This window comes from Stenotrophomonas terrae, assembly GCF_039674165.1.
GTDB lineage: Bacteria > Pseudomonadota > Gammaproteobacteria > Xanthomonadales > Xanthomonadaceae > Stenotrophomonas > Stenotrophomonas terrae_A.
Genome location: NZ_JBDJMY010000028.1, coordinates 14,451 through 38,826 on the forward strand (window position 1 = coordinate 14,451; position 24,376 = coordinate 38,826).

The following is a 24,376-nucleotide window of genomic DNA, read 5'->3' on the forward strand; positions in this document are numbered from 1 at the left end:
AGGGGGCTTATTCGGCGTAGTTGTCGTCGATCTTGTTGACCAGCGCGTCGGCGAGCAGCTGTGCGAGTTCGCGCAGGTGATCGGACATGTGGCCAACAGCAGGCGACGGAGAACGCGGACGACCGGCATAGTGCAGCGCCTGGCCATCGGCCACGCATGCTTGCAGGTGGTGCTTGATCTGGTACCACGCACCCTGGTTCATCGGCTCTTCCTGGCACCACACGACGTCGGTGGCCTTGCCGTACTTCTTCAGCTCGGCCGCCAGCGCCGGGCGCGGGAACGGATAGAGCTGCTCGACGCGCACCAGGGCGACGTCTTCCTGGCCACGCTTGGTCACGTCTTCCAGCAGGTCGTAGTAGACCTTGCCCGAACACACGACGACACGCTTGACCTTCTTGGCATCGGCAGTGGCGTCGCCAATCAGGTGCTGGAACTCGCCATTGGCCATTTCGTCCATGCTGGACACGGCCAGCTTGTGACGCAGCAGCGACTTGGGCGACATCACCACCAGCGGCTTGCGGGTAGCCATGCGCATCTGGCGACGCAGCATGTGGAATGCCTGCGCCGGGGTCGACGGCACGCAGACCAGCATGTTCTCCAGCGCGCACAGCTGCAGGAAGCGCTCAAGGCGCGCCGAGCTGTGTTCCGGACCCTGACCTTCATAGCCGTGCGGCAGCAGCAGGGTCAGGCCGGAGATGCGGCCCCACTTTGCTTCGCCGGAGGCGATGAACTGATCGATCACCACCTGGGCGCCGTTGGCGAAGTCGCCGAACTGGCCTTCCCAGATGCACAAGGTGTTCGGATCGGTGGTGGAGAAGCCGTATTCGAACGCCATCACGGCTTCTTCGCTGAGCAGCGAATCGATGATGGTGGCCTGCTCCGGCGACTCGACCAGCTGACGCAGCGGCAGGTAGTAGTTGTCGGTCTTCTGATCGTGCAGGATCGCGTGGCGGTGGGTGAAGGTGCCACGGCCCACGTCCTGACCAACCAGGCGCAGAGCGTTGCCTTCGTCCAGCAGCGTTGCGTAGGCCAGGTTTTCAGCAAAGCCCCAGTCGCCCAGTACTTCGCCGGCGGCCATCTTGCGACGGTCGTCGTACACCTTGGCAACGCGCGAATGCACTTCCACGCCTTCCGGAATGGTGTTGATCATGGTGGCCAGCTGGGTCAGCTTGCCCATGTCGACCTTGGTGCTGACCGGATCGGACAGCTTGCCCGACAGGTACTTCGACCAATCCACGTACATCTTGCTGGTAGCCGGGGTCTTTTCGACCTTGGCCAGTTCGGTGGTGACTTCACCGGAGTCCAGCTTGTTGCGGTAAGCGTCGACCATGTCCTTGCCGGCGCCGGCAGCAATGACGCCTGCGGCTTCCAGCTGCTCTGCGTAGAGCTCGCGGGTGGTCTTGTGCTTGCGGATCACCTGGTACATCAGCGGCTGGGTGATCGCCGGTTCATCGGCTTCGTTGTGACCCCAGCGGCGGTAGCAGACCAGGTCGATCACGACGTCCTTGTTGAACTGCTGGCGGAAGTCATAAGCCAGCTTGGCCGCGAACACCACGGCTTCGGGATCGTCGCCGTTCACGTGCAGGACCGGGGCAGCAACCATCTTGGCGATGTCGGTGCAGTACAGGGTCGAACGCGAGTCGTCGCGGTTGGAGGTGGTGAAGCCCACCTGGTTGTTGATGACGATGTGCACGGTGCCGCCGACCGCGAAACCGCGGGCCTGCGACATCTGGAACAGTTCCATCACCACGCCCTGGCCGGCGAATGCAGCGTCGCCGTGGATCAGGACCGGCATCACCTGCTTGCGCGCGGTGTCGTTGCGGCGTTCCTGGCGCGAGCGCACCGAGCCGACAACCACCGGATCAGCGATTTCGAGGTGGGACGGGTTGAAGGCCAGGGCCAGGTGCACCGGGCCGCCATCGCTGGCGACGTCGGCCGAGAAGCCCATGTGGTACTTCACGTCACCGGCCACGGCGCGGTCGTCGTGCTCGAACTTGCCTTCGAATTCGTCGAACAGCTTGCGCGGGTTCTTGCCGAGGGTGTTGACCAGCACGTTCAGGCGGCCACGGTGGGCCATGCCGATGATCACGTCCTTGACGCCTTCCTTGCCGGCGTCGCGGATGATGGTGTCCATCATCGGGATCAGCGAGTCGCCGCCTTCCAGCGAGAAGCGCTTCTGGCCGACGTACTTGGTGTGCAGGTAACGCTCAAGGCCTTCGGCAGCGGTCAGGCGCTCCAGGGTGCGGCGCTTGGTGTCGGCATCCAGGTTGTAGTTGCCACCGGCGGTTTCGAGGCGCTGGTAGAGCCACTGGCGCTGCTCGACTTCGGCGATATACATGAATTCTGCGCCGATCGAGCCGGCATAGGTCGCCTTCAGGCGCGCAAGCAGATCACGCAGCTTCATCCGCGGCTGGCCGCCCACACCGCCGGTGCTGAACTCGTCGTTGAGGTCGGCATCGCTGAGGTGGTGGAAGGGCAGGCTCAGATCCGGCGGGTTGACCGGGGGGGTCAGGCCGAGCGGATCAAGATTGGCGCCGAGGTGGCCGCGCGAACGGTAGGCGGTGATCAGACGGCCGACGTTGCGCTCGCGCTCGTCGCCGGAACCGGCGTTGCCGCCGACTTTGCCAGCGTTTTTTGCGGCTTCGGTGATGTGTGCGATGGCGGCAGAGTGCGGCACATCGCCCGCTTCGCGGCCTTTGAAGCCGTCAAAGTAGGACTTCCACTTGGGGTCCACACTGTCCGGGGAGACGAGGTACTGTTCGTACAGGTCCTCGACATAGGAGGCGTTGCCGCCGGCGAGCTGCGATGATTGCGCAAACTGCTTCAGTAGATTGTCCACGATGGAGAGTCGGATTCACTTGTGGGGTAGTTCTGGGAACCGGCGGACCTTGCTGCAGCGTCGCGCGCGGGCGTGTTCTAACCACTGAATTATACCCCTCACTGGACAGGAAGGGGCATGCACTCTGTCCCGCGCATTAATACCTGACTGCGGCTTGTCCTGTCCCGGTCAGCGCTCAGACACCCAGTACGCGCAGCCCGTTGCAATCGCGTGAACGCTCCCAGATACGCTTGAACAACGCTTCCTGCTGATGCGCACGGGCCGGCGCATCCAGCCACAGCTCGCCTTCGACGCGGGCGCCTATTGGACGAAAGTAGCAGTCGCCGTGATCATTGCTGACCGCCGCCGAGGGGACCTGGCAGTCCGCCGGGTCCACCGGCTCACTTAGCTGGAACACGCTGGGCAGGCGCTGAGCCAGGGCGATGAAGGCCGCGGGCAGGGCAGGCAGGTCGGCTTCGTGCAGCAGCACCTGCACCTGTTTGTCATGGCGGGCGGTGGCGAAGCGGCGCAACGCGTCCACGATCAGTGGTTGGCCGAGCAGGGCGTCGTTGCCGCGTAGCTGCAGCTGAAGGCGGCGGCGCGCGGCATGGATTACCGCTGCGGTTGCCGCACGGGCCTGTTCCGGGTCCTGCACGCGCATGGCACCGTCCAGCCGTCGGCGCATGCTCTGGTGGCCGATGCCGGCCTCTTCAAATTCAACGCCTTCCGGCAGAAAGCCGTTGCAGGCGTAGAAGTCACGGGCATGCAGCTGTGCATGCAAGCTGACTTCGCCCCAGCCGCGTTTGCGGGCAGCGGCCAATAGCGCATTCAGCAGGGCTTGGCCAACACCTTTGCCGCGCCAGGCGGCAAGTACGGCCATGCGGCCGATGCGCTGATCCGGGGTGAGGCGGGCGGCGCCGATGGCCTTGCCGTCTGCGTCCAGCGCCAGGGCGTGGTCGCTGAGCGGGTCCAGGGCATCGATCTCAAGCTCGGCTGGAACGTTCTGCTCGGTGACAAACACCGTATGACGCACGCCGTGCAGCAGTGTCTGCTGCACGGCGTAGTCGGCGATCTCTACGTGAAAGATCGCGGTTTGACTCATGCCGACGGGTTTTCCGCGTCGTCTTCGTCTTCTTCCTCGCCGTCGTCGCAGATCACCACGACCTCGACGCCTTCTTCGCTGACCAGGACGGTCTCGATGCTGGCGCTGGAGGGCTCGCCTTCACCGGCTTCGGAGTACTCGATGACTTCGATCTCCACTTCCGGGGCATCGGCCTCGTCGTCGAAGTCTTCTTCTTCGAAGTCCTCTTCGGCCACGTCTTCCATGGCTTCCAACGCGTCCTGCTCGGCCAGCATGGCGGCGATGGTTTCCACGTCGAGCAGCTGGTAGTGGCCGCCGACGATCAGTTCCATCAGCGCATCACGGCCCTTGTTGCCGAGCTTGTTGAACAGGGCGATATCGATCTGCTCGGTGCCGGCCAGGGTCTGCGCGTCCTTGATCGACAGCTGGAAGGCCAGGCCGGAGCAGTACAGCGAAGCACCACGGGTGGCGCGGCGCCAGGCCAGACGGGCCCACGGGTGACGCTCAAGCACGCCGCCATTTTCCAGTTCAGCGGTCACTTCTTCCGGCGACGGCGGTGCCTGGGAGGGCAGGATGTCACCCGCGGCGCGGTAGGTGGTGATGAAGCGGCCGAACCAGTTGCCGAGGCGATCCGGGTCGTTCATGCGCAGCGCATTGAGTGCGGCGACCACACGCTTCATCGCGGCGGCATCGATCTCATTCGGGTCTTCCGGCAGCTTCAGGTCCGGGTCCTGGAAGCGGATGGATTCGTCGGCATCGGCGACCAGATCGTCCAGATAGTCGCTGATCAGCTCGGCCGAGGACGGTGCACGCATGCCGAACGAGAAGGTCAGGCAGGGGTTCACGGCAACGCCGTTGTGCGGCACGTTCGGCGGCAGGTACAGCATGTCGCCCGGGCCCAGCACCCAATCGTGGGTGGCCTTGAACTTCTTCAGCAGCTTCAGTTCCACGTCGGGGCGGAACTCAAGCGATGGGCGCTTGCCCTTGGTCGACTCGCTGGCGTCGATCTGCCAGCGGCGCTGGCCGTGGGCCTGCAGCAGGAATACGTCGTACTGGTCGACATGGGCGCCAACCGAACCGCCGGTAGCGGCAAAGCTGATCATCACGTCGTCCATGCGCCAGCGCGGCAGGAAGTTGAAGTACGAGGTCAGGGCGCGCACTTCCGGGTCCCACTTGTCCACGTCCTGCACCAGCAGGGTCCAGTCGTGGTCGGGCATGCCGGGGAAGTCTTCTTCCTGGAACGGGCCGGTACGCAGTTCCCAGCCGTCGGTGGCGCGGTCGTGGCTGACGATGCGAGCCAGCGCACCTTCTTCACAGGCCAGGCCGGCCAGGTCTTCGGGCATCACCGGGGTTTCAAAATCCGGGAAGGCGGCGCGGATCAGCAGCGGACGCTTCTGCCAGTAGTCGCGCAGGAAGGTGGCTGGGGCCATGCCCAGCGGCAGGCCGGCGCGGGCCTGTACTTCGATCGGATAGGTCTTTTGCTTGCGTGCAGCCATGGGGGAAATCCTTTGCAACGGAGGTCGAACAGGGGCGCGCGATGCGCGCAGGCCGCCATTGTCCCCTTGTTGGCGACAATGCGCACGGCATGCGGCTGATCTGAATCAAATGAAGCGCCGAGCCACGCTCGGCAAGGGGGCCGTACAAGCAATGCAAATGTAGTGCCGAGCCATGCTCGGCGAGGGGCCGTACAAGCAATGCACATGTAGTGCCGAGCCACGCTCGGCAGAGGCCGTACAAGCAATGCAAATGTAGTACCGAGCCACGCTCGGCAGTGGCCTTGCCGGTAAAGCTCCTGGCTTGGTCCTTGCCTCTAACGCCCGGGCCTCGATGGGCTCGGCACTACATCCACACGACTGCCCTCACCCCAACCCCTCTCCCGCAGGCGGGAGAGGGGCTCGCGGATTCCTGGGCTTTGGCGCTCAGATCGCCTTGGCCAGATCAGCTGCCAGGCCGGCATAACCGCCCGGGGTCAGCTCGCGCAGGCGCTGCTTGGCATCGGCCGGCAATTCCAGGGTTTCAATGAAGGCGCGCATCGAATCGGCAGTGATGCCGTGACCACGGGTCAGCGCCTTGAGCTGCTCGTACGGATTGGGCAGGCCATGGCGGCGCATCACCGTCTGTACGGCTTCGGCCAGCACTTCCCAGGCGGCATCCAGATCCGCGTCCAGGCGCTCCGGGTTCACGGTCAGCTTGCCCAGGCCCTTGGCCAGCGATTCCAGGCCGACCTGGCTGTGGCCGAAAGCAGTGCCCACGGCGCGCAGCACGGTGGAGTCGGTCAGGTCGCGCTGCCAGCGGCTGATCGGCAGCTTGGCGCTGAAGTGCTCGAACAAGGCGTTGGCGATGCCGAAATTGCCTTCGGCATTCTCGAAATCGATCGGGTTGACCTTGTGCGGCATGGTCGAGGAACCGACTTCGCCTTCCTTGAGCTTCTGCTTGAAGTAGCCCAGCGAGATATAGCCCCAGATGTCGCGGGCCAGATCGATCAGGATGGTGTTGGCGCGGCGGGCGGCATCGCCGATTTCGGCAACGTTGTCGTGCGGCTCGATCTGGGTGGTGTAGGGGTTGAACACCAGGCCCAGCGAGGTGACGAAGCGCTCGGCGAAGGCCGGCCAGTCCACGTCCGGGTAGGACACGACGTGGGCGTTGTAGTTGCCGACGGCGCCGTTGATCTTGCCGGTCAGCTCGACCGCGCCGATCTGGCGGATCTGGCGTTCCAGGCGGGCCACGACATTGGCGATTTCCTTGCCAAGAGTGGTCGGCGAGGCGGTCTGGCCGTGGGTGCGCGACAGCATAGGCTGCGCGGCCTGGGCGTGGGCCAGCGTACGCAGCGAGGCGGCAATGCCGGCATAGCCCGGCAGGATCACCTTTTCACGCGCTTCGGCCAGCATCAGGCCATAGGACAGGTTGTTGATGTCCTCGCTGGTGCAGGCGAAATGCACGAACTCCAGCGCCGGCGCCAGCTCGGCGTCGTCCTTGAGCTGTTCCTTGATGAAGTACTCCACCGCCTTGACGTCATGGTTGGTGGTGCGCTCGATTTCCTTGACGCGGGCGGCGTTGGCGACCGAGAAGCCGTCTGCCAGCGCGCGCAGCTTGCTCTTACCAGTGGCCGAGAAGTCGGCCAGCTCGGTGATGCCCGGCTCGGCGCCCAGTGCCAGCAGCCATTCGATCTCGACCTTCACGCGGGCCTTGATCAGGCCATATTCGGAGAAGATCGGGCGCAATGCGTCGACCTTGCCGGCATAACGGCCATCAAGCGGGGACAGGGCGAGCAGGGCGGCTTCTTGGCGGGATGTATCCGTCATGGCGGCAGGCAGTTGGGCAGTGGCGGGGGCGCATATTCTACGCTGCCGGGGGCCTTGCCGTTGCTGGGCCTTTGTATCCCATCGGCCGCGGATGTCTTTGCCGGGACGGCCGGGTATGGTGTCCTTAGCCGCCAGCCGGGACGTCTGCCCACCGCCAGCCGCAGCTTTCCCTTCCCCAACAATGAGATTGTGCGGAGTTGATGATGAGCAAGGTTTCCAAGAGTGGTTTCCGGACCGAACACGACAGCATGGGCGAACTGCAGGTGCCCGCCGAGGCCCTGTGGGGCGCGCAGACCCAGCGTGCGGTGGAGAATTTCCCGGTATCGGGGCAGCGCATGCCGCGTGCTTTCATCCGAGCGCTGGGCCTGATCAAGGGCGCCGCCGCCGAGGTCAATACCGGCCTGGGCCTGCTGCCCAAGGGCGTGGGCAAGGCGATCCAGTCGGCGGCCACCGAAGTGGCGATCGGCGCTCATGACAGCCAGTTCCCGATTGATGTGTACCAGACCGGCTCGGGTACTTCGTCCAACATGAATGCCAACGAGGTCATTGCCACCCTGGCCAACCTCGCAGGCAAGGCCGGCAAGACCGCCGTGCACCCCAACGATCACGTCAATCTGGGGCAGAGCTCCAATGACGTGATCCCGACTGCGATCCGCGTCTCGGCCCAGTTGGAGGTGGTGGAATCACTGCTGCCCGCCCTCAAGCACCTGCGCAAGACCATCGACAAGCGTGCCCGCAACCTGGGCAAGATCGTCAAGACCGGGCGCACCCATCTGATGGATGCGATGCCGCTGACCTTCGGCCAGGAATTCGGGGCATGGTCGGCACAGCTGGCCTCGGCCGAGGGGCGGATTGAAGATGCGCTCAAACGCCTGCGCCGGCTGCCGCTGGGCGGCACCGCCATTGGCACCGGCATCAATGCCGATCCGCGCTTTGGCGGCAAGGTGGCGCGGGCGCTGTCGGCCAGCACCGGGGTCAAGTTCGAGAGCGCAGCCAACAAGTTTGAAGGCCTGGCCGCGCAGGACGATGCGGTCGAGTTGTCCGGCCAGCTCAATGCGCTGGCGGTGGCCTTGATCAAGATCGCCAACGATCTGCGCTGGATGAATTCCGGGCCGCTGGCTGGGCTGGGTGAACTGGAGTTGCCGGCCTTGCAGCCGGGCAGCTCGATCATGCCGGGCAAGGTCAATCCGGTGATCCCCGAAGCGACGGTGATGGTGGCCGCGCAGGTGATCGGTCACCACACCGCGATCACCGTGGCCGGGCAGACCGGCAATTTCCAGTTGAATGTGGCGCTGCCGCTGATCGCGGCCAATCTGTTGGACTCGATCCAGCTGCTGTCCAATGTGATGAACCTGCTGGCGGACAAGGTGTTTGCCGGACTGGTGGTCAAGCAGGAGCGGGTGCGTGAGGCGCTGGCGCGCAATCCCATCCTGGTGACCGCGCTGAACCCGATCATCGGTTACGAAAAGGCGGCGGCAATTGCCAAGCGCGCCTACAAGGAACAGCGGCCGGTGCTGGACGTGGCGCTGGAGGACAGTGGTTTGTCCGAGACCGAACTGAAGCGCCTGCTGGACCCGGCAGCGCTGACCCTGGGTGGCATCCACGACCATTGAGGTTCGGCGCTACGTATCTGCCCCCTCCCTTGCGCGCAGCGCAGGGGAGGGTTGGGGAGGGGTTGGCTTTTAGGCCTTGCTTCGCGGCGCATGCCGTTCGCGCATTGCGCAGGCATTCTTGGTAAGGCCCTTGCCGAGCATGGCTCGGCACTACACAGGGATCTTTGGTAAGGCCCTTGCCGACCATGGGTCGGCACTACGGTCAGCGCAGGGCGCGCAGGTTGGCCAGGGCTTCGTCGTATTCCTTGAATTCGGGGATCTGCTGGGCCAGGTCCGGCGGGAATGGCGATTGGCCTTCCGGGATCTGCAGCGGCAGCGAGCGTTCCTGTGCCAGCGCCGGGTCGGCATCCACCAGTGTGTTCTGGCGCAGGATCTGCAGCTTGACGTAGCTGGTGTGCAGCAACTCCTGCTGCTTGGCATTCAAGGGGATGACGATGTCATCAACGCGCAGGCGGCCGTCCGGCAGGATGTCCAGGTTGGGGTAGGGCGCGCGGCGGATGGCGATGCGCTCCAGGGTGACTTCGGTCTTGGGCTTGCTGCGCTCGCTGCGGTGCTCAGCGTACTTTTCGCGATCACAGCCGGTGGCCAGGGTGGCGAAGGCGACGAGGATCAACAACAGCAGTTTGTTCATGGCAAGGGCAGCAACAACGACGGAGCGGTGATTCTACCGCTCCGTCGTGCGCGCCGGGTCAGGGGACGTGGACGTTGCCGTTGCCCTCGCGGCAGTCGTCGATATCACTCTGGTCCATCTTCGCGTAGGGCTTGAAGGCCGGCACCGCTGCAGCCAGTTGCTGTTGGGTGACCATCAGGGCGGGCAGCTGGTCGCACAGCTTCATCGCGCTGGCCTTGATCTTCTCGGCCTCGGCATTGACGCGTTCCTCGATCTTGTCGGTATCGCCGGAGAACAAGCCCTTGATCGCCTCGCCAGCAGCCTTGGCGCCAAGGTTCGCGCCCTGCACGCCAATTTCGATACCGGCTTCGGCGACGCCGATCATCTGCGTGCGGTAGCGCAGGGTAATGGCGCGTTGGCTGTCGTTGAGCGGGATGGAGGTCCCGTTGATCAGCAGGTCACCGGTTGGCGTGAGCTCGACGTTGGCACCATCGCTGCCAATGCTGACGTTGCCTTCCGCCATTTCCTTGCGGGCCTTGTCGGTGGCCTCACGGACCTTGGCGCCGATGGTGGTGTCGGTGTCAGGTGCGTTGGCTGCTGGCTTTTCACCGCACGCAGCCAGCGGGATTGCCAGCGCCAGGGCCAGCAGGGGGGCGTTGAGGATCTTCATGGTGTGCGTTCCGTTGCAGTAAGAAGGAGTCAGCGTTTTTTCGGCAGGTCGACGGCGCCGGTGATGCCCGAATGGTTCACCGAGCCGCTACCGAGCCTGTCCACCTTGAGACTGGCGGCGCCACGCACCTCCAGATCACCCGAGCCCAGCGAGCCCAGGCTCACCGCGCCACGGCTGTCACGAATGTCGACATCACCCGAGCCAATGCTCTCGATGCTCACCGCGCCCTGCACGCCGTGCAGCTCGACATCGCCGGAGCCGACGGTGCCGACGCGGGCATTGCCACGCACACCATTGGCCTTGACGTCGCCCGAGCCCACCGACAGCACGTACAGCGAGCCGATGTTGTTGAATTCGACATCGCCCGAACCCACCGCAGCGGTTGCAAGCCCCTTGATGTCGCGGGCACTGACATCGCCCGAGCCGACATCGGCGCTCATGCTCTGCGCACCGGCCAGCGAGGCATCACCGGAGCCGACCTTGAGCTGGACCAGGATGTCGTCAGGCAGGCTGCCGGTCAGGTCCAGGTAGGCGTAGCTGTTGCCGAGATTGAAGTGCAGCCCCTGGTTCTTGCGCTCCAGCGTCACCACCAGCTTGTCGCCGTCCTTGCGTTGGGTCAGCGAAAGCTGGTCCAGCAGTTCCTGGCTGGAGGCGCAGGCACGTCCGCTGAGGGCGGCCTTGGCGCCGGGGCTGGCCTGCAGGCGCAGGTCATGGCTGTTGACCTCGAAGAGCACGGTCTTGCTGCCAGCCAGATCCAGGGTCAGCGACTGCGGGGCGGTTACAGCGCAGGGCTGGGTGGCGAAGGCTGCGCCCGGCGCAGCCAGCAATGCGGCCAGTACAAACGTCTTGTGCATGAACACTCTCCTGATCAAGGGTCAGATGTCGTCGCGACGGCGGCGCAGGTAAACAGAGGCCACGATCAGGGCGATACCGATCACAGCGCCAATCCAGATGTCAGGATTGGACAATACCTTGCTGAGGCTGTGATGTTGCAGCAGCCACTGCACCAGATCGGCAGGCGTCTGTAGGTCATTCTCATTGATATTGGTGTCAGTCAGGCCGCGCGGCAACCAGGACGAGGGGAACACGCTGAGCAGGCCGCGGTAGGCAACGGTGTACCAGATCCAGCCCAGTGGCAGCTTCACGCCCGGCATGGCGCCGAGGATGCTGATCATGGTGCAGGCCAGCAGCGGCAGCAGCACTGCCCACAGGAAGGGTTTGGAGCGCACCAGCGCCGAGCAGAACATCAGCCAGCCGACGGTCGGCAGTGCCCACAGCAGGCTGACCGGCAAGGTGGTCAGAACCAGGCCCAGGATCCGGAACGGATGCGAGTGGGTAGCGATGGCCCAGGGGCTGGTGGCGCCGGCGGCGGCCGCGCCGATCATGGCAACAACCCACAACACCAGGCCGACGATCAGACCGATCGCCATCGCGATCAACGGTGCCAATACCAGTGCCCACAGGGCCTTGGACAATACGGTCTGGGTGTCGGAAACCGGCAGCGATTTCCAGAACAGCACGCTGCGGTCGCGGCGGTCGTCATACAGGCTGCCCAGCGCGTAGAAGAACACCACGAAGGCCAGTATCAGCGAGGCCAGGAAGATGCCTGCCAGCAGCAGGCCATCGCCGAATGCCCCCATCACCTTCAGGTATTCGCTGACATCGCCCATATGGTTGATGCCATCGGAATTACGCGCGGCGAATGCGCCAATCAGCGCGCCGATGATGGCGAACAGGATGGCAATACCGCCGGTGATGACTTGGGCCCAGACGAAGCCGCCCCGGTTTTCCCAGTACTCGCGTTTGAGCAGCCACTTGAATTTGCCGAGCGGGGTGATGTTGTGAGCGGCGTTCATGCGTAGGTTCCCTTCATGGTGGCCACGAACAGGTCGGCCAGGCCGGGGGTGCGGATTTCGCCCAGGCTGGCGAGTTGGTTGCGGTCGGCGCCATCGAACAGCAGCACGGTCTTGCCGAAGGGCAGGGCGCGCTCGTCGATCGGGGCCAGCGCGCGTGCTGCATGCACGCTGTCGGCCGAGGTCAGCAGTTCGGTGTAGCGGTCAGCCAGGCTTTCCATGTCCGAGGACAGCACGATCTGGCCATCTCGGATGAACAGCACGTCGGTGAGGATGTGCTCGACCTCTTCCACCTGGTGGGTGGTGATGATGATGGTCTTCTGTTCGTCGAAGTAGTCCTCCAGCAGGCGCTGGTAGAACTCCTTGCGGTACATGATGTCCAGGCCCAGGGTGGGCTCGTCCAGCACCAGGATCTTGGCGTCGATGGCCATCACCAGGGCAAGGTGCAGCTGCACCACCATGCCCTTGGACATCTCGCGCACCCGTTGCTTGGGGTTGAGCTTGGTATTGGCCAGGAAGCGCTCGCAGCGGGCGCGGTCAAAGCGCGGGTGCACGCCGGCGACAAAATCGATGGCTTCCTTTACCCGCAACCAGCGCGGCAGCACCGCCACGTCGGCGATGAAGCAGACATCATTCATCAGGTCGTCGCGCTGGCTGCGCGGGTCCATGCCCAGCACCTGCAGGTCGCCGTCGAACGAGGTCAGGCCGAGCACGGCCTTCAGTGCCGTGGTCTTGCCGGCGCCGTTGGGGCCGATCAGGCCGACGATGCGGCCCGGTTCAATGGAAAAGCTGGTGTTGTCCAGCGCTGGCTTCTGCTTGTAAGCCTTGCGCAGGCCCTTGGCGGAAACGACGGCTTCGACGGCGGCGTTCATAGAGTGGTCCCCGGTGGCAGCAAATCTTGCATGGTCAGGCCCAGGCGCTGGATACGCTCCAGTACGGCCGGCCATTCGTCATTGAGAAAGCGGTCGCGCTCGTTGCCGCGCAGCTTCTGCGCAGCCTCCTCGGTCATGAACATGCCAAGGCCGCGGCGCTTCTCGACCAGATTCTCGTCGGCCAACTCCTGGTAGGCGCGCGAAACCGTGATCGGATTCAATTGGTACTCGGCCGCAACCTGGCGTACCGAGGGCAGGGCGTCGCCCGGCTTCAGGATTCCGTCCAGCATCATCGCGATAACGCGATCCTTCAGCTGGCGGTAAATGGGAGCGCCATCGCTCCACTGGATATCGCTCATGGGTCAGCTCCGCGAATTCAGCTGTGCGAAAGAAAAGTAAGGCATCGAAAGGCTGGTTCGCATCCGTCGAGCCGGTCGTTTCGCTTTGGGGGTATCGTCGGCATCCTGTCCATCACTGCCCACCTGGGCTGCATAATCCTTGGCATTGGCAAGGCCGTTGCCGAGGGAGCTTGAGCAGCCCAGCAACAACAAGGTGCCTGTGACCATCAGTGCGTGGAGAGCGTGTCTGCCGTGCTTGGTGTTCATGAAGGCCCCTGTGTAGGGTGGCTGGTGTTGTATGCAACTATAACACCGACACGCCGGGATGCAACTGCTTCTGACCCAACTGATGGCCTATGCCGCCCCAACCCTGTTTGCAGCGCCCAGGAGAATCCAGTGAACATTCGTAATATATTGATTTCAATTGCTTTTGTGGCGTCTGCAGGTGGCGCGTTGGACGCGGTGGCCGGCCCGCTGCTGGACCGTAACTACCGTTCCCTGGCCGGAAAAGACGAGATAAACCTGAATCGCGCGTACGGCGGCAAGGTGTTGTTGGTGGTCAATACCGCCTCCAAATGCGGTTTCACCCCGCAATACGAAGGCCTGGAGGCATTGCAACAGGAACTGGCACCGCGTGGTTTTGCCGTGTTGGGCTTTCCGTCCAATGATTTCAAAGGCCAGGAGCCGGGCAGCGAGGCGCAGATTCAGGAGTTCTGCACGCTTACTTATGGGGTGAAGTTCCCCATGTTTGAAAAAGTGCATGTGGTGGGGCCGGAAGCGACCCCGCTGTACCAGGACCTGACCCGCCTCAGCGGCGTGGCGCCGGGCTGGAATTTCCACAAATATCTGATATCCCGCGATGGACGCGTGCTGGCACAGTTCCCCAGCAAGGTGAAGCCGGATGATGCGGAACTGCGTGCGGCAATCGAAGCCGCGCTGGCCGCAGCGGCACCACAGCGCTGAGGCGCCTCGACATCTGCGGTGCGCATGCGACAATGTCGCCCCTCGCGCCGCCGGTGGCGTTTGTTCACTTCCAGGAATGCAGCGAATGAAGATGGGAAAGCGTGGCGCGGTTGCGTCGCTTCTGATTTTGGCGATGGCGGCCCCAGGGGTCGTTTTTTCGCAACAACCTGCCGCTGCGGCGGCGACCAAGGAGAAGTCTGTTTTGACCTCGGATCGTGAAAAGATTGGTTACGCCATCGGCATTGACGTGGCCAGCTCGTTTGAGCCGATTGCTTCGGAAGTAGACGTGGCTGCATTGCGCCGCGGCGTGGAAAACGCGTTCGCTGGCGGCCAGCCGCTGCTGTCGCAGGAAGAAGCGCAGAAGACCGATCAGGCATTGCGCACCTTGATGATGGTCCGTTCGGGCCAGCAGGTGCCGGGCATGGCGCCGGGCAGCCAGCCGCCGTCGGTTGACCGCGAGAAGGTTGGCCTGATGCTGGGCAGCTTCGCCGTTGGCCCGTCGCTGGCGCGCATCCAGAAGGACATCGATCTGGATTCGGTGTTCCAGGCCGTCACCACCGTGTTCTCCAAGGGCACCCCACTGATGAACCACGAGCAGGCCCAGGCCGTGCTTCAGGCGTTCAGCAGCACCAAGGAAGCGGAAATGAAGGCTGAGGCCGGCAAGGCCGCCCAGACCAACCGTGAAGAAGGCAATGCCTTCCTCGCCAAGAACAAGACCGTTCCGGGCGTGGTGACCACCCCGTCGGGCCTGCAGTACCAGGTGATCCGCGCCGGCAGCGGCGAGCGCCCGGTTGCCAGCAGCCGCGTGCGCGTCAACTACGAAGGCAAGCTGCTCAACGGCGAAGTGTTCGACAGCAGCTACACCCGCGGCCAGCCGGTTGATTTCGGCCTGGACCAGGTCATCAAGGGTTGGACCGAAGGCGTGGCACTGATGCCGGTCGGCTCCAAGTACCGCTTCTGGATTCCGGGTGAACTGGCCTATGGCGAAACCGGCACCCAGGGTGGCCCGATCGGCCCGAACGCAACGCTGACCTTCGACGTCGAGTTGCTGGGCATCATGCCGTAAGGCTGGGTACGGAGTAGGCGCAACCATGCGTGTAGCTATTTTCGGTACTGGCTATGTGGGTCTCGTCACCGGGACTTGCTTGGCGGAAGTAGGGCACGATGTGGTCTGCGTCGACATCGACCAGGCCAAGGTCGACGGCTTGCAGCGGGGCATCATCCCGATCTACGAGCCCGGCCTGGAACCGATGGTGAAGGCCAATCACGCCTCCGGGCGGCTGGCCTTCACCACCGACGCCGCACAAGCCATCGCCCATGGCGAGGTCATCTTCATCGCGGTAGGTACGCCGCCGGACGAAGACGGTAGCGCCGACCTGCAGTATGTGCTGGCGGTGGCCCGCACCATTGGTCGCCACTTGGCGCGGCCGACGGTGGTGGTCAACAAGTCGACGGTACCGGTGGGTACCGCCGACAAGGTCCGCACCGCCATTGCCGAAGAGCTGGCGGCGCGCGGCCAGGAAATCGCCTTCGATGTGGTTTCCAACCCCGAATTCCTGAAAGAAGGCGATGCGGTCGCTGACTGCATGCGCCCGGATCGTATTGTCATTGGCGCCAGCAGTGCGCATGCGGTGACGGTGTTGCGGCGGTTGTACGCCCCGTTCAACCGCAACCGCGACCGCGTTGTGGAAATGGACGTGCGTTCGGCCGAGCTGACCAAATACGCCGCCAACGCGATGCTGGCGACCAAGATCAGTTTCATGAATGAAATCGCCAATATCGCCGAGCGTGTGGGCGCCGATATCGAGCAGGTGCGCCAAGGCATCGGTTCGGACCCGCGCATTGGCTGGCATTTCATCTACCCCGGCGCCGGTTATGGCGGCTCCTGTTTCCCCAAGGACGTGCAGGCCCTGGCGCGTACGGCTGCCCAGCATGGCCACCAGCCACAACTGCTCAATGCGGTTGAAGCGGTCAACGCGGCGCAGAAGGGCCACCTGTTCGAGCTGATCCAGCGTCACTATGACCGTGGCGAGGACGAAGGCGTGCGTGGCAAGACTTTCGCTGTGTGGGGCTTGGCATTCAAGCCCAACACCGACGACATGCGCGAGGCGCCGAGCCGCCGGGTATTGGCGCAGCTGTGGGAAGCCGGTGCGAAGGTGCAGGTGTTTGATCCGGAAGCCATGGCCGAGGCGCGGCGCATTTTTGGCGAGCGCGAGGATCTGGTTTTCTGCGATTCGGCGTTTGCAGCCTTGCATGACGCCGATGCGCTGGTGGTGATCACCGAGTGGAAGCAGTTCCGCAGCCCGGATTTCGCGCGGATGCGCGAGGCGCTGGGTGATGCGGTGGTATTTGATGGCCGTAACCTGTACGACCCGGTAGAAATCGAAGCCGCAGGTTTGGCGTATTACGGCATTGGCCGAGGACGTTCCGTACATGCATGAGTCACCTTCCGACCAGCGCGAACAGGCGCTGGAAGCACGTCTGGTCGAGTTGGAGATGCGAGTCTCCTTCCAGGAGCAGGCTTTGGCGGAGATGAGCGAGGCATTGGCCGACGCCCGTATGCAGGGCTCGCGCAATGCCGATCTGCTGCGCCATCTCCTTGACGATCTGGGCAAGGTACGCACGACGTTGTACGCCGACGCCGCCGATGAACCACCGCCCCCGCACTACTGATATTTCCTTATGAGTGACAATATTCGCGACCAGCTGCTTGGGCTGGGTTTCAAAGCTGCTCCCAAGCCGGAGCGCAAGGCTGAGCCGCGCCGTGACGGGCGCCCACAGGGCAAGCCCGGTCAAGGCCGGCCGCAGGCGGGCAACAACAAGCCGGCACATGCAGGCAGCAACAAGCCTGGCCACGCCGGCAAGCCCGCGCATGCTGGCAGGCCCGGCCAGGGCCGGCCCGCGCAAGGCACGCGCAAGCCGCGCTCGCAGGAAGACATCGACCTTGCCAAGGCCTATGCCATCCGTGCGCAGAAGGAAAAAGACGAGCGCATGGAAGCGGAGCGTCTCAAGCAGGAAGAAGCACGCCTGCGCCGCGAGGCCCGCGCCAAGCTCGACGAGCTGATCAAGGACAAGGGGTTGAACGACCCCAATGCCGACATCGCCCGTCACTTCCCGTATGGCGGCAAGATCAAGCGCATCTACGTCAATGCCGAACAGCTCAAGGCGCTCAATGCCGGCGAGTTGGGCGTGCTGCAGCAGAACGGCCGCTACCTGTTGGTGACGGCGCAGGTGCTGGCCGAGGCCGAACAGGTATTCGCCCAGGCGGTAGCGCTGAAGGTCGATCCGAATGCGCCGGCCGATGCCGACCCATACGCCGATCCGCAATACCAGGTGCCGGACGATCTGGTCTGGTAATCGATTCGATTTGATGCAGACAACGGGCGCCAGTGGCGCCCGTTGCCGTGAAAGGGGATGCAATGCAGGGACATCTGAAGCAGGAAGGCTACTACCCCCATATTGACGGTTTGCGCGCTGTTGCCGTGCTTGCCGTCATTTTTTACCACCTCAATCCAGCTTGGGTGCCGGGCGGCTTCACCGGTGTGGACGTGTTCTTCGTCATCTCCGGCTTTGTCGTCAGTGCGTCGGTAGCGCGTTCTTCTGCGCTGAATGGTTGGCGAGGTGTATTGGGCTTCTACGCACGACGCATGCGTCGGATCATGCCGGCGCTGTTCGTCTGCCTGCTGGCGACTGGCGTGCTCAGCACGCTGTTCATTCCCGAGTCCTGGCTCAGTGAAACCAGTGGCAAAACCGGTCGCATGGCCTTCGTCGGCTTGAGCAACTGGGTGCTGGCAAGTACCGGCAATGATTATTTTTCGCCGCGTAGCGAATTCAATCCTTACACGCACACCTGGTCGCTGGGCGTTGAGGAACAGTTTTATCTGTTGTTCCCCCTGCTGTTCCTGGGCTGGGTAAAAGGCGGGAAGGGGCGCGGGCTGTCCATGCTGCTGTTCGCCTTGGCAACGGCGGGCTCGCTGGGTTTTGCCATCACTCGCGCGCTGCAGGGCGGCTACGAGATTCAATCTTTCTATCAGACGACCACGCGGTTCTGGCAATTGGGCGCGGGCGTGTTGTTGTTCCAGCTGCTGTCGACCCGAGCGCGAGCGGGCGCGGTTGATGGACAACCGGGTATCTGGCATTCGCTGTTGCAGGTGGCTTGCGCTGCGCTGTTGGGCTATGGACTGTGGGCCGCGCGGCCAGGGCATTCGCCCTGGATCGATGGCTTGTGGCCGGTGCTGGGTACGCTGGGCCTGCTGGCGCTGCTGCACCGTTCTGCCGCAGGTTGGATTGGTAGCTGCTTGTCGCTGCGTCCTATGGTTGTGATCGGGCGCATGTCCTACTCGTTGTACCTCTGGCATTGGCCAGTGTTCGTGCTGTTCCGCTGGACGCTAGGTTTGGAGTCACTGCTTGGGGGTGCACTGGCATTGCTTTGCACGGCGGTCCTCGCCTGGGTGTCCTGGCGCTGGGTAGAGCAGCCGGCACGCTTTGGACGTCGCTGGCGTGGCTCGGATCTGCGCTGGGTGGCCGGCGGCGTGCTGGTAATGCTGCTGGGCATGGGACTGCAGAAGCCGCTGGAACGTGCGGCCAAGTACATTTCGCTGAGTACCGTCAGCCGGCACCCGCTGGAGTGGTATCCCTATGCGAAGGGCTTGAAGAAGGAATTTCCCGAGTGTGAGCTGGTTTTCTCGCGCCTGCCGGTAGCCGGTGGCCAGGTGCAGCAGTTCGAACGAGGTCAGTGCGTAGGCGGCAAGGGGAGCGCTCAGCGCCTGTTCGTTGCTGGGGATTCGCATGCACTGGCTTACGGGGAGATGCTCCGCCGCCTGGTCCTGCTCGACGGTGGGCAGGCGCGCCTGTATGCCAACGCAGGCTGCGCCTTTATCGGCCTGCAGGGGCGCCGACAAGCCGACCCCGGCTGTGATGCTTACGTGCGCAATACCCTGGACGATGTCACTGCACAGGCGCAAGCCGGCGATGTGCTGTTGCTGCCTGGTCTGCGCGTGCCGCGGCTGGTGGAGCAATACAGTCTGTTCGATCAGCAGCAGGCGTTTGCCACGGTAAACAGTGAAGCATCTGCCGCGCAGCGGAAGGCTGATGTGGAAGCGGCAATCGCTGAGTTGAAGCCCCTGGCCGAGCGCGGTGTGCGTATCGTGCTGGAGGCGCCCAAGCCAGTGTTGGGGGCGCCGCCGTTCCGTTGTTCGGATGCATTCAATCGGCACAATCCGATCTGTGTGCACGGAATGACGGTGTCGCGCGAACGGATGGAAACACTGCGCGCACCGGCGTTGTCCAGCCTGCAGCAGGTGGCGCAGGCCTTGCCGGGCGCTAGTGTCTGGGACCCCTTGCCTGTGCTGTGCCCGGGCAAGGAATGCCACCCTGACGATGCCGGCAAGCCGTTGTTCTTCGACGGAGATCATCTCAGTGGTCACGGCAACCGGGTGCTGTTGCCATCCTTCCGCGCACACCAAGCGGCGCTGCACCGGTAGTCAGCTGATGCCGGGCTCAGCTGCCAGTTTGCGGAGGTCGTCGGTTATGGCCTGATTCGAATGTTGAATTCATCGGCCGGCAGTAGCTGAGCTTGCTCCCTGCGCGTCTGGGCTTGTCAATGGGCCTCGCGCGCGGGGTGGCAGCCAGTACCAGGCGATCAGGGTGCCGAGCAGGGCAAAGCAGCCGCCGACCAGGAAGGCGATCTTGCCGTTGCCGAACTGCCATAGCTGGCCGGCGATCAAGGCGCCGAGCACGCCGCCCAGGCCGGACGAGAAGCCATAGAACAGGCCCTGGCCGTGACCGTTGAGGTTGCCCGGGAAGTACCTTGCCAGCAGCTGCATGGCCGAGGCGAAGAAGGCTGCAAAGCCCAGGCAGTGGGTGGTCTGCGCAACCAGCATCACCGGCAGGTTGTCCGGCCATAGCGCGGTTGCCCACCAGCGCAGCACCGCACTGGCCATGGAAATGATCAGCAGCCAGCTGGCGTCCCAGCGGCGGAAGAAACGGGCGATCAGGAAGAACACCGCAACCTCGAACACCACCCCAACCGTCCACATCAGGCCCAGCAGCGAGGTGCTGTAGCCGTGCTGGTCCATATAGACGGAGAAGAACGTGTAGTACGGGCCGAACGAGAGTTGTTCTAGGAAGGCGGCAATGAAGAACGCCATCACCGGCTTCTGCCGCACGATGCTCCAGAAGCCGCCAGCGGGCTGGCTGTGCGAGCCGATGTTGCGCGCATAGCGGTTGAGGAAGGCCGAGCCGGTCATCAACACGAACAACGGCAGCATCAACCAAGGCAACTTGCTGGCGCCATGTTTCTCGATCAGCCAGCCAAACAGGGTGACCACGAGGATGAAGCCCAGCGAACCCCATACCCGGATCATGCCGTAACGATGACTGTCCGTGCCCAGATGGGTGAGGGTGATCGACTCGAACTGCGGCATCACCGCGTTGTAGAAGAAGCAGAACGCGATCATCACCGCGTACAGCGTCCATTGCGGTGCAGGCACCAGGAAGCCCGCAAAGCAGGCAATGGTCAGCACGCAGCCGATGCGCAGCCAGCGGATCGGGTGCGGCGATACTGCCGCCAGCGAGGTCCAGGTGCTGGGTGCAACCACGCGGGTGGCATACCACAGGCTCATCATCACGCTGATCGCGGTGATGGTCATGCCACGCGATTGCAGGTACAGGCTCCAGTACGGAGTGAATGCACCCAGCGCGGCGTAGTAGAAAAAATAGAAACTGGACAGCCGCGCGGTGGGCACGGTGCGGGATGGCAGGGCAGGGGGCGTCATGGGCGGGCGCTGGGGGCGCTGGGAAGGCAGGGGCACGGTGTTCGCCGTGTCCCCTATTGTGCCTTTTGCTGGCCGTGGATGGCAGTTCGCAGATCAGTGATGCGAAAGGCGCTCTGCATGCTGTCGATGTGGCGTCTGTAGCCCGGGTAAGCGCAGCGCACCCGGGAAGCGGGAAGCAACAGACGGTCTCGGCATGGCGCCAACAGCCCCGGGTGCGCTGCGCTTACCCGGGCTACGGTGCAGATCAGCGGCGTCGTTAGCGGGTTGCCTGCGCATTCCACTCGGCAACCTGCGCCTTGCTGTCGGACAGCATCCGGTCCAGTGCGGCGCGGTCGTAAACCTTGCCGCGCATCACCACGGTGCTGATTGCCCGGGTAGCGGCAATGTCCTCCAGCGGGTTGCGCTCCAGCAATACCAGATCGGCAGCCTTGCCGGCGGTCACTGCACCATAACGGTCGAGCTTGCCGAACCAGGCCGGGCCGGCGCGGGTCGCCGACTGCAGCGCCTGCACGGGGGTAAGCCCTTCACGCACATACAGCGCCAGTTCGTTGTGCAGGCCGATGCCGGGGAAGTTGTAGGAGTTCAGAAAGCCCGCATCGGTGCCGGCCATGATCTGCACGCCGGCCTGCTGCAGCATCGGCAGCACCGCAGCTACTTCTGCGTAATGGGCGTGACGGGCCTGGATCTGCTCGGGCGTGGCTTTGGCGGCGCGCTCCACACGCCAAGCATAGGTGGCGCGCAGACCGGGGCCGATGTAGGCCAGATACGGATCCTGGTCGCGCGGCTCGACATCGAGGAAGTCGATGATGCGGCCGCCGTCCAGGGTCGGCGTCACCGCGACGCCGGCTTTGGCAAACCGTTCATAGGCCTGCATCGCGGTTGCGCGGTCAAAGCCGCTGCGCAGGCGCCGGTTGGCTTCGGCGCGGTCGATGCGGCCAGCGGCGAAATCGGCGGCAATAGCGGCTTCGTCCTTGACCCCGGCCTTGTAGGCGTAGTCCAGGTGCTCGATCGAGCTGATGCCGGCGTCCACGGCCTGGTCCACCGTCAGCGCCATCGGAATGTGCCCGGAGGTGCGCAGGCCGCGCTGCTTGGCCTGGCGCAGGGCGTAGAGAAACAGCTCCGGGGTCAGCGTGCTGTCGGTGATCTTGACGAAGTCGACCTGGTCGCGCTGCTCGCGGTCCAGCGCGGCATCCACGCCGGCCTTGTCACCGGCCTCCAGCGTGCCCTTCCAGACCGGGGCGATGCCTTCGATCTTGGCGCCGGAGGTGAACAGCTGCGGGCCAAACAATTGGCCACTGGCGATCTGCCCGCGCCAGGACAGCACCTGTTCGGCCAGGTCGCCGGAGGCGTCGCGGACGGTGGTGATGCCATGCGCCACGTACAGCGGCAGCAGCGCCTTGTTCTCTTCGATCAGCGCCGGGCCGCCACCGAAATGCACATGCATGTCCCAAAGCCCGGGGATGAGATAACGGCCTTTGGCGTCGATGGTCTGGGCCGCCTTCCATTGCGTGGCCAGTTGCGCATCGTCGCCAACGGCGAGGATGTCGGTGCCACGGATGGCCACGGCCTGGCCGGATGTCGCCCGCCCATGTTCCACATCGATGACGGTGGCGTGGCGGATCAATACGTCGGCATTGGCAGGGGTGCTGGCGGCAAGCGCCGGTGCGCTGCTGGCGAGCATGGCCGACAACAGCAGGCAGAGGGTTTTGTTCATGGTGCTTCCAGTGGTGTGCGGCTTGTTCACGTTCATTGCATGCCTTGGTGCTCGCCCGCACTGATGGCCGGCGGCAATCCGACAGTGGCCTGATCTCCGCAGCGATGCTACAAGTGCGCCGGGATATCTGAAAATTAAATGTAATGGTAAGGGTCAGTGAAAAAACAAATAGAGTGCACTACGAGCTGGACCTGCTGCGGGCCTTGGTGACGGTCGCCGACTGCGGCAGTTTCACCGTGGCAGCGGCGCGGCTGCATTCCACCCAATCCACGGTCAGCCAGAAGCTGCGGCGTCTTGAAGACCTGGCAGGACATCGCCTGCTCGACCGCGGCGTACGTGATGTGCGGCCCACCGACATCGGTGAAACCGTACTGGGCTATGCGCGACGCATGCTGGCGTTGAACGAACAGTTGGGGGAGTTGCTGTCAGGCGAAGGCGTGGCGACGGTGATACGCCTGGGTGTGCCGGAGGACTTCGCGGCCGGGCGTACCACCGGCATGCTGGCCGAATTCAGCCGCACCCATCCGCAGGTCAAACTGGAGGTCAGCAGCGGCTTGAGCCGGGCCCTGACCGAGGCGTATGACCGCGGCGAGCTGGACGTGATCCTGGTCAAGCAGCGCCGCGGCAGTCGTGAGGCGGTGGCCTGCTGGCCCGAACCCATGTGCTGGGTGGACAGCATCAGCACGCCCTCGCTGCTGCTCAATCCAGTGCCGCTGGTGGCGTTTCCGCCGCGCGGCATGTATCGCGAAGACATGATCGATGCGGTCGAAGCATTGGGGCGACGCTGGCGGATCAGTTTCACCAGCTCCAGCCTGGGCGGCATCCAGTCGGCGGTGGCCGATGGCCTGGGTATCAGTCTGCTGCCGGCACGGGCGGTGACGGCAGCACACAAGGTATTGGGGCAGGAAAGCGGCTTGCCGCCGATTGACGGCGTGGAACTGGCGCTGCTGCACCGTGCCGCGCTGGATCCACAGGCCAGGGCACTGGCCTGCCTGCTGATACAGATGCTCGAGCAGGAAGCGGCCTGAGCGCGGTGGCTCAGAACAGGTCTTGAACCGGCGTATCCAACAGCTCTTTGGCGCTGTGGGTGAAGCGGCGCAGGCTGGAGATTCCCAGGTCACGGATCAGCGAATGCGTGGAGTGGGGCAACGCCGAATTGTAGATGTCCTGCGGGGCTACATTCTTGCCGTGAACGCCGGGCATCAGGTCTACGCCGGCGGCCGCATAGCAGTGCTGCACCATCGCCGAGCAATACAGCGCGCCTTCCTTGGACAGCACGTTGCTGCGCCGGCGCAGGCGGGTGCTGTGCATGGCGAACAGGGTGCCGACCAGTTCACTGAGCGAGTAACTGGACAGGCCCGACAGCAGGTCCAGTGCGGCGATCTGCACCTTGTGGGTCTGCGCGGCGTCCAGGCCGAAATCGAGGATGGCCAGGTTGGGAAAGGCCTCGTCGTCGAAATAGCGGTCGGCGCGGTTTTCCTGCGCCCCAAGGCGCAGTTGCCGATTGCGCAGGTCCAGATCCGATTCCAGCACCCACCAGTGTCCGTCCAGGCGTTGTTCGCTGAACAGGAACGCATGCGACCACAGGCTGCGATGGCCGTCCTGGGTCAGTGGCGCCTGCGCCTTGCGGATGGCCTTGCCGACCCAGTCGTCGGTACCGCATAGGCCGATGCGGCCGGCGGCGGCGTGCTTGCGGATCAGCTCGGCGTTGCGGCTAGACATGGAATGGAGCCCAGGAGTGCAACGTGCAGGATAGTGGCTGGCAG

General features: G+C 64.0%; 22 protein-coding genes. 8 read left to right on the plus strand and 14 right to left on the minus strand.

Annotation, left to right across the window (positions count from 1 at the left end):
- Positions 1-7: 7 nt before the first annotated feature.
- From ABE493_RS12810 to purB, 4 genes are all read right to left on the minus strand, one after another.
- Complete coding sequence (locus tag ABE493_RS12810; protein ID WP_346499303.1) at positions 8-2,839, minus strand: 2-oxoglutarate dehydrogenase E1 component; 2,832 nt, start codon at positions 2,837-2,839, stop codon at positions 8-10.
- A gap of 175 nt (positions 2,840-3,014) precedes the next feature.
- The gene (locus ABE493_RS12815) at positions 3,015-3,905 is read right to left on the minus strand and encodes a GNAT family N-acetyltransferase (protein ID WP_430980775.1); all 891 of its coding nucleotides are present in this window, start codon (positions 3,903-3,905) and stop codon (positions 3,015-3,017) included.
- 11 nt (positions 3,906-3,916) lie between these two features.
- The gene (locus ABE493_RS12820; protein WP_346499305.1) at positions 3,917-5,395 is read right to left on the minus strand and encodes a cupin domain-containing protein; all 1,479 of its coding nucleotides are present in this window, start codon (positions 5,393-5,395) and stop codon (positions 3,917-3,919) included.
- 423 nt (positions 5,396-5,818) lie between these two features.
- A complete protein-coding gene (gene purB, locus ABE493_RS12825; RefSeq protein WP_346499306.1) occupies positions 5,819-7,201 on the minus strand; it encodes an adenylosuccinate lyase in 1,383 nt (460 codons plus the stop codon).
- Positions 7,202-7,404: 203 nt separating this feature from the next.
- Between purB and ABE493_RS12830 the strand changes: the two genes are divergently transcribed.
- Positions 7,405-8,814 (plus strand): class II fumarate hydratase, encoded by a 1,410-nt coding sequence (locus ABE493_RS12830; RefSeq protein ID WP_346499308.1) that lies wholly within the window; start codon positions 7,405-7,407, stop codon positions 8,812-8,814.
- Between the two features lie 202 nt (positions 8,815-9,016).
- Here ABE493_RS12830 and ABE493_RS12835 read toward each other — a convergent pair whose 3' ends face one another.
- Genes ABE493_RS12835 through ABE493_RS12865 form a run of 7 tightly spaced genes read right to left on the minus strand, consistent with a single transcriptional unit; the run spans position 9,017 to position 13,424 of the window.
- Positions 9,017-9,445: a hypothetical protein gene (locus tag ABE493_RS12835; RefSeq protein WP_346499309.1), complete on the minus strand. Its 429-nt coding sequence runs from the start codon at positions 9,443-9,445 to the stop codon at positions 9,017-9,019.
- A gap of 58 nt (positions 9,446-9,503) precedes the next feature.
- Positions 9,504-10,094: a hypothetical protein gene (locus ABE493_RS12840; RefSeq protein ID WP_346499310.1), complete on the minus strand. Its 591-nt coding sequence runs from the start codon at positions 10,092-10,094 to the stop codon at positions 9,504-9,506.
- Between the two features lie 29 nt (positions 10,095-10,123).
- Positions 10,124-10,948 (minus strand): DUF4097 family beta strand repeat-containing protein, encoded by an 825-nt coding sequence (locus ABE493_RS12845; protein ID WP_346499311.1) that lies wholly within the window; start codon positions 10,946-10,948, stop codon positions 10,124-10,126.
- A 21-nt stretch (positions 10,949-10,969) separates the two neighbouring features.
- Positions 10,970-11,950: an ABC transporter permease gene (locus ABE493_RS12850; RefSeq protein WP_346499312.1), complete on the minus strand. Its 981-nt coding sequence runs from the start codon at positions 11,948-11,950 to the stop codon at positions 10,970-10,972.
- Positions 11,947-12,819, minus strand: a complete 873-nt coding sequence (locus ABE493_RS12855) for an ABC transporter ATP-binding protein (RefSeq protein ID WP_346499313.1) — start codon at positions 12,817-12,819, stop codon at positions 11,947-11,949. Before ABE493_RS12855 ends, ABE493_RS12850 begins: the two co-directional genes overlap by 4 nt.
- Positions 12,816-13,178, minus strand: a complete 363-nt coding sequence (locus tag ABE493_RS12860) for a GntR family transcriptional regulator (RefSeq protein ID WP_346499314.1) — start codon at positions 13,176-13,178, stop codon at positions 12,816-12,818. Before ABE493_RS12860 ends, ABE493_RS12855 begins: the two co-directional genes overlap by 4 nt.
- A gap of 3 nt (positions 13,179-13,181) precedes the next feature.
- Complete coding sequence (locus ABE493_RS12865) at positions 13,182-13,424, minus strand: hypothetical protein (RefSeq protein ID WP_346499316.1); 243 nt, start codon at positions 13,422-13,424, stop codon at positions 13,182-13,184.
- Positions 13,425-13,568: 144 nt separating this feature from the next.
- On the opposite strand from ABE493_RS12865, the gene ABE493_RS12870 reads away from it, so the two are divergent.
- From ABE493_RS12870 to ABE493_RS12895, 6 genes are all read left to right on the plus strand, one after another.
- Positions 13,569-14,120 carry a glutathione peroxidase gene (locus tag ABE493_RS12870; protein ID WP_430980776.1) on the plus strand — a complete coding sequence of 184 codons (552 nt, stop codon included), beginning with the start codon at positions 13,569-13,571 and terminating at the stop codon, positions 14,118-14,120.
- Between the two features lie 85 nt (positions 14,121-14,205).
- Positions 14,206-15,186 (plus strand): FKBP-type peptidyl-prolyl cis-trans isomerase, encoded by a 981-nt coding sequence (locus ABE493_RS12875; protein WP_346499317.1) that lies wholly within the window; start codon positions 14,206-14,208, stop codon positions 15,184-15,186.
- A gap of 25 nt (positions 15,187-15,211) precedes the next feature.
- On the plus strand, positions 15,212-16,561 hold the full coding sequence (locus tag ABE493_RS12880) for a UDP-glucose dehydrogenase family protein (protein ID WP_346499318.1): 1,350 nt from the start codon (positions 15,212-15,214) through the stop codon (positions 16,559-16,561).
- Entirely contained in the window at positions 16,554-16,793 is a 240-nt protein-coding gene (locus ABE493_RS12885; RefSeq protein ID WP_057628566.1) for a SlyX family protein, read from the plus strand. Before ABE493_RS12880 ends, ABE493_RS12885 begins: the two co-directional genes overlap by 8 nt.
- Before the next feature lie 9 nt (positions 16,794-16,802).
- Positions 16,803-17,477 (plus strand): DUF2058 domain-containing protein, encoded by a 675-nt coding sequence (locus ABE493_RS12890; protein ID WP_346499319.1) that lies wholly within the window; start codon positions 16,803-16,805, stop codon positions 17,475-17,477.
- Between the two features lie 62 nt (positions 17,478-17,539).
- On the plus strand, positions 17,540-19,603 hold the full coding sequence (locus tag ABE493_RS12895) for an acyltransferase family protein (protein WP_346499320.1): 2,064 nt from the start codon (positions 17,540-17,542) through the stop codon (positions 19,601-19,603).
- A 69-nt stretch (positions 19,604-19,672) separates the two neighbouring features.
- On the opposite strand, the gene ABE493_RS12900 is transcribed toward ABE493_RS12895, so the two are convergent.
- Entirely contained in the window at positions 19,673-20,896 is a 1,224-nt protein-coding gene (locus ABE493_RS12900) for an MFS transporter (RefSeq protein ID WP_346499321.1), read from the minus strand.
- A 256-nt stretch (positions 20,897-21,152) separates the two neighbouring features.
- The gene (locus tag ABE493_RS12905) at positions 21,153-22,610 is read right to left on the minus strand and encodes an amidohydrolase family protein (protein ID WP_346499322.1); all 1,458 of its coding nucleotides are present in this window, start codon (positions 22,608-22,610) and stop codon (positions 21,153-21,155) included.
- Positions 22,611-22,783: 173 nt separating this feature from the next.
- Between ABE493_RS12905 and ABE493_RS12910 the strand changes: the two genes are divergently transcribed.
- On the plus strand, positions 22,784-23,638 hold the full coding sequence (locus ABE493_RS12910; protein WP_346499323.1) for a LysR substrate-binding domain-containing protein: 855 nt from the start codon (positions 22,784-22,786) through the stop codon (positions 23,636-23,638).
- Positions 23,639-23,648: 10 nt separating this feature from the next.
- Here ABE493_RS12910 and ABE493_RS12915 read toward each other — a convergent pair whose 3' ends face one another.
- Positions 23,649-24,332 (minus strand): hypothetical protein, encoded by a 684-nt coding sequence (locus ABE493_RS12915; RefSeq protein ID WP_346499324.1) that lies wholly within the window; start codon positions 24,330-24,332, stop codon positions 23,649-23,651.
- Positions 24,333-24,376: the final 44 nt, after the last annotated feature.

Excerpts from the sequence above, each read along its gene's own strand:
- ABE493_RS12850 (WP_346499312.1), bottom strand. The coding sequence starts at position 11,950 with ATGAACGCCGCTCACAACATCACCCCGCTCGGCAAATTCAAGTGGCTG.
- ABE493_RS12860 (WP_346499314.1), bottom strand. The coding sequence starts at position 13,178 with ATGAGCGATATCCAGTGGAGCGATGGCGCTCCCATTTACCGCCAGCTG.
- ABE493_RS12835 (WP_346499309.1), bottom strand. The coding sequence starts at position 9,445 with ATGAACAAACTGCTGTTGTTGATCCTCGTCGCCTTCGCCACCCTGGCC.
- ABE493_RS12890 (WP_346499319.1), top strand. The coding sequence starts at position 16,803 with ATGAGTGACAATATTCGCGACCAGCTGCTTGGGCTGGGTTTCAAAGCT.
- ABE493_RS12820 (WP_346499305.1), bottom strand. The coding sequence starts at position 5,395 with ATGGCTGCACGCAAGCAAAAGACCTATCCGATCGAAGTACAGGCCCGC.
- ABE493_RS12855 (WP_346499313.1), bottom strand. The coding sequence starts at position 12,819 with ATGAACGCCGCCGTCGAAGCCGTCGTTTCCGCCAAGGGCCTGCGCAAG.
- ABE493_RS12905 (WP_346499322.1), bottom strand. The coding sequence starts at position 22,610 with ATGAACAAAACCCTCTGCCTGCTGTTGTCGGCCATGCTCGCCAGCAGC.
- ABE493_RS12865 (WP_346499316.1), bottom strand. The coding sequence starts at position 13,424 with ATGAACACCAAGCACGGCAGACACGCTCTCCACGCACTGATGGTCACA.
- ABE493_RS12875 (WP_346499317.1), top strand. The coding sequence starts at position 14,206 with ATGAAGATGGGAAAGCGTGGCGCGGTTGCGTCGCTTCTGATTTTGGCG.
- ABE493_RS12900 (WP_346499321.1), bottom strand. The coding sequence starts at position 20,896 with ATGACGCCCCCTGCCCTGCCATCCCGCACCGTGCCCACCGCGCGGCTG.
- ABE493_RS12885 (WP_057628566.1), top strand. The coding sequence starts at position 16,554 with ATGCATGAGTCACCTTCCGACCAGCGCGAACAGGCGCTGGAAGCACGT.
- ABE493_RS12845 (WP_346499311.1), bottom strand. The coding sequence starts at position 10,948 with ATGCACAAGACGTTTGTACTGGCCGCATTGCTGGCTGCGCCGGGCGCA.
- ABE493_RS12915 (WP_346499324.1), bottom strand. The coding sequence starts at position 24,332 with ATGTCTAGCCGCAACGCCGAGCTGATCCGCAAGCACGCCGCCGCCGGC.
- ABE493_RS12895 (WP_346499320.1), top strand. The coding sequence starts at position 17,540 with ATGCAGGGACATCTGAAGCAGGAAGGCTACTACCCCCATATTGACGGT.
- purB (WP_346499306.1), bottom strand. The coding sequence starts at position 7,201 with ATGACGGATACATCCCGCCAAGAAGCCGCCCTGCTCGCCCTGTCCCCG.
- ABE493_RS12840 (WP_346499310.1), bottom strand. The coding sequence starts at position 10,094 with ATGAAGATCCTCAACGCCCCCCTGCTGGCCCTGGCGCTGGCAATCCCG.
- ABE493_RS12830 (WP_346499308.1), top strand. The coding sequence starts at position 7,405 with ATGAGCAAGGTTTCCAAGAGTGGTTTCCGGACCGAACACGACAGCATG.
- ABE493_RS12880 (WP_346499318.1), top strand. The coding sequence starts at position 15,212 with ATGCGTGTAGCTATTTTCGGTACTGGCTATGTGGGTCTCGTCACCGGG.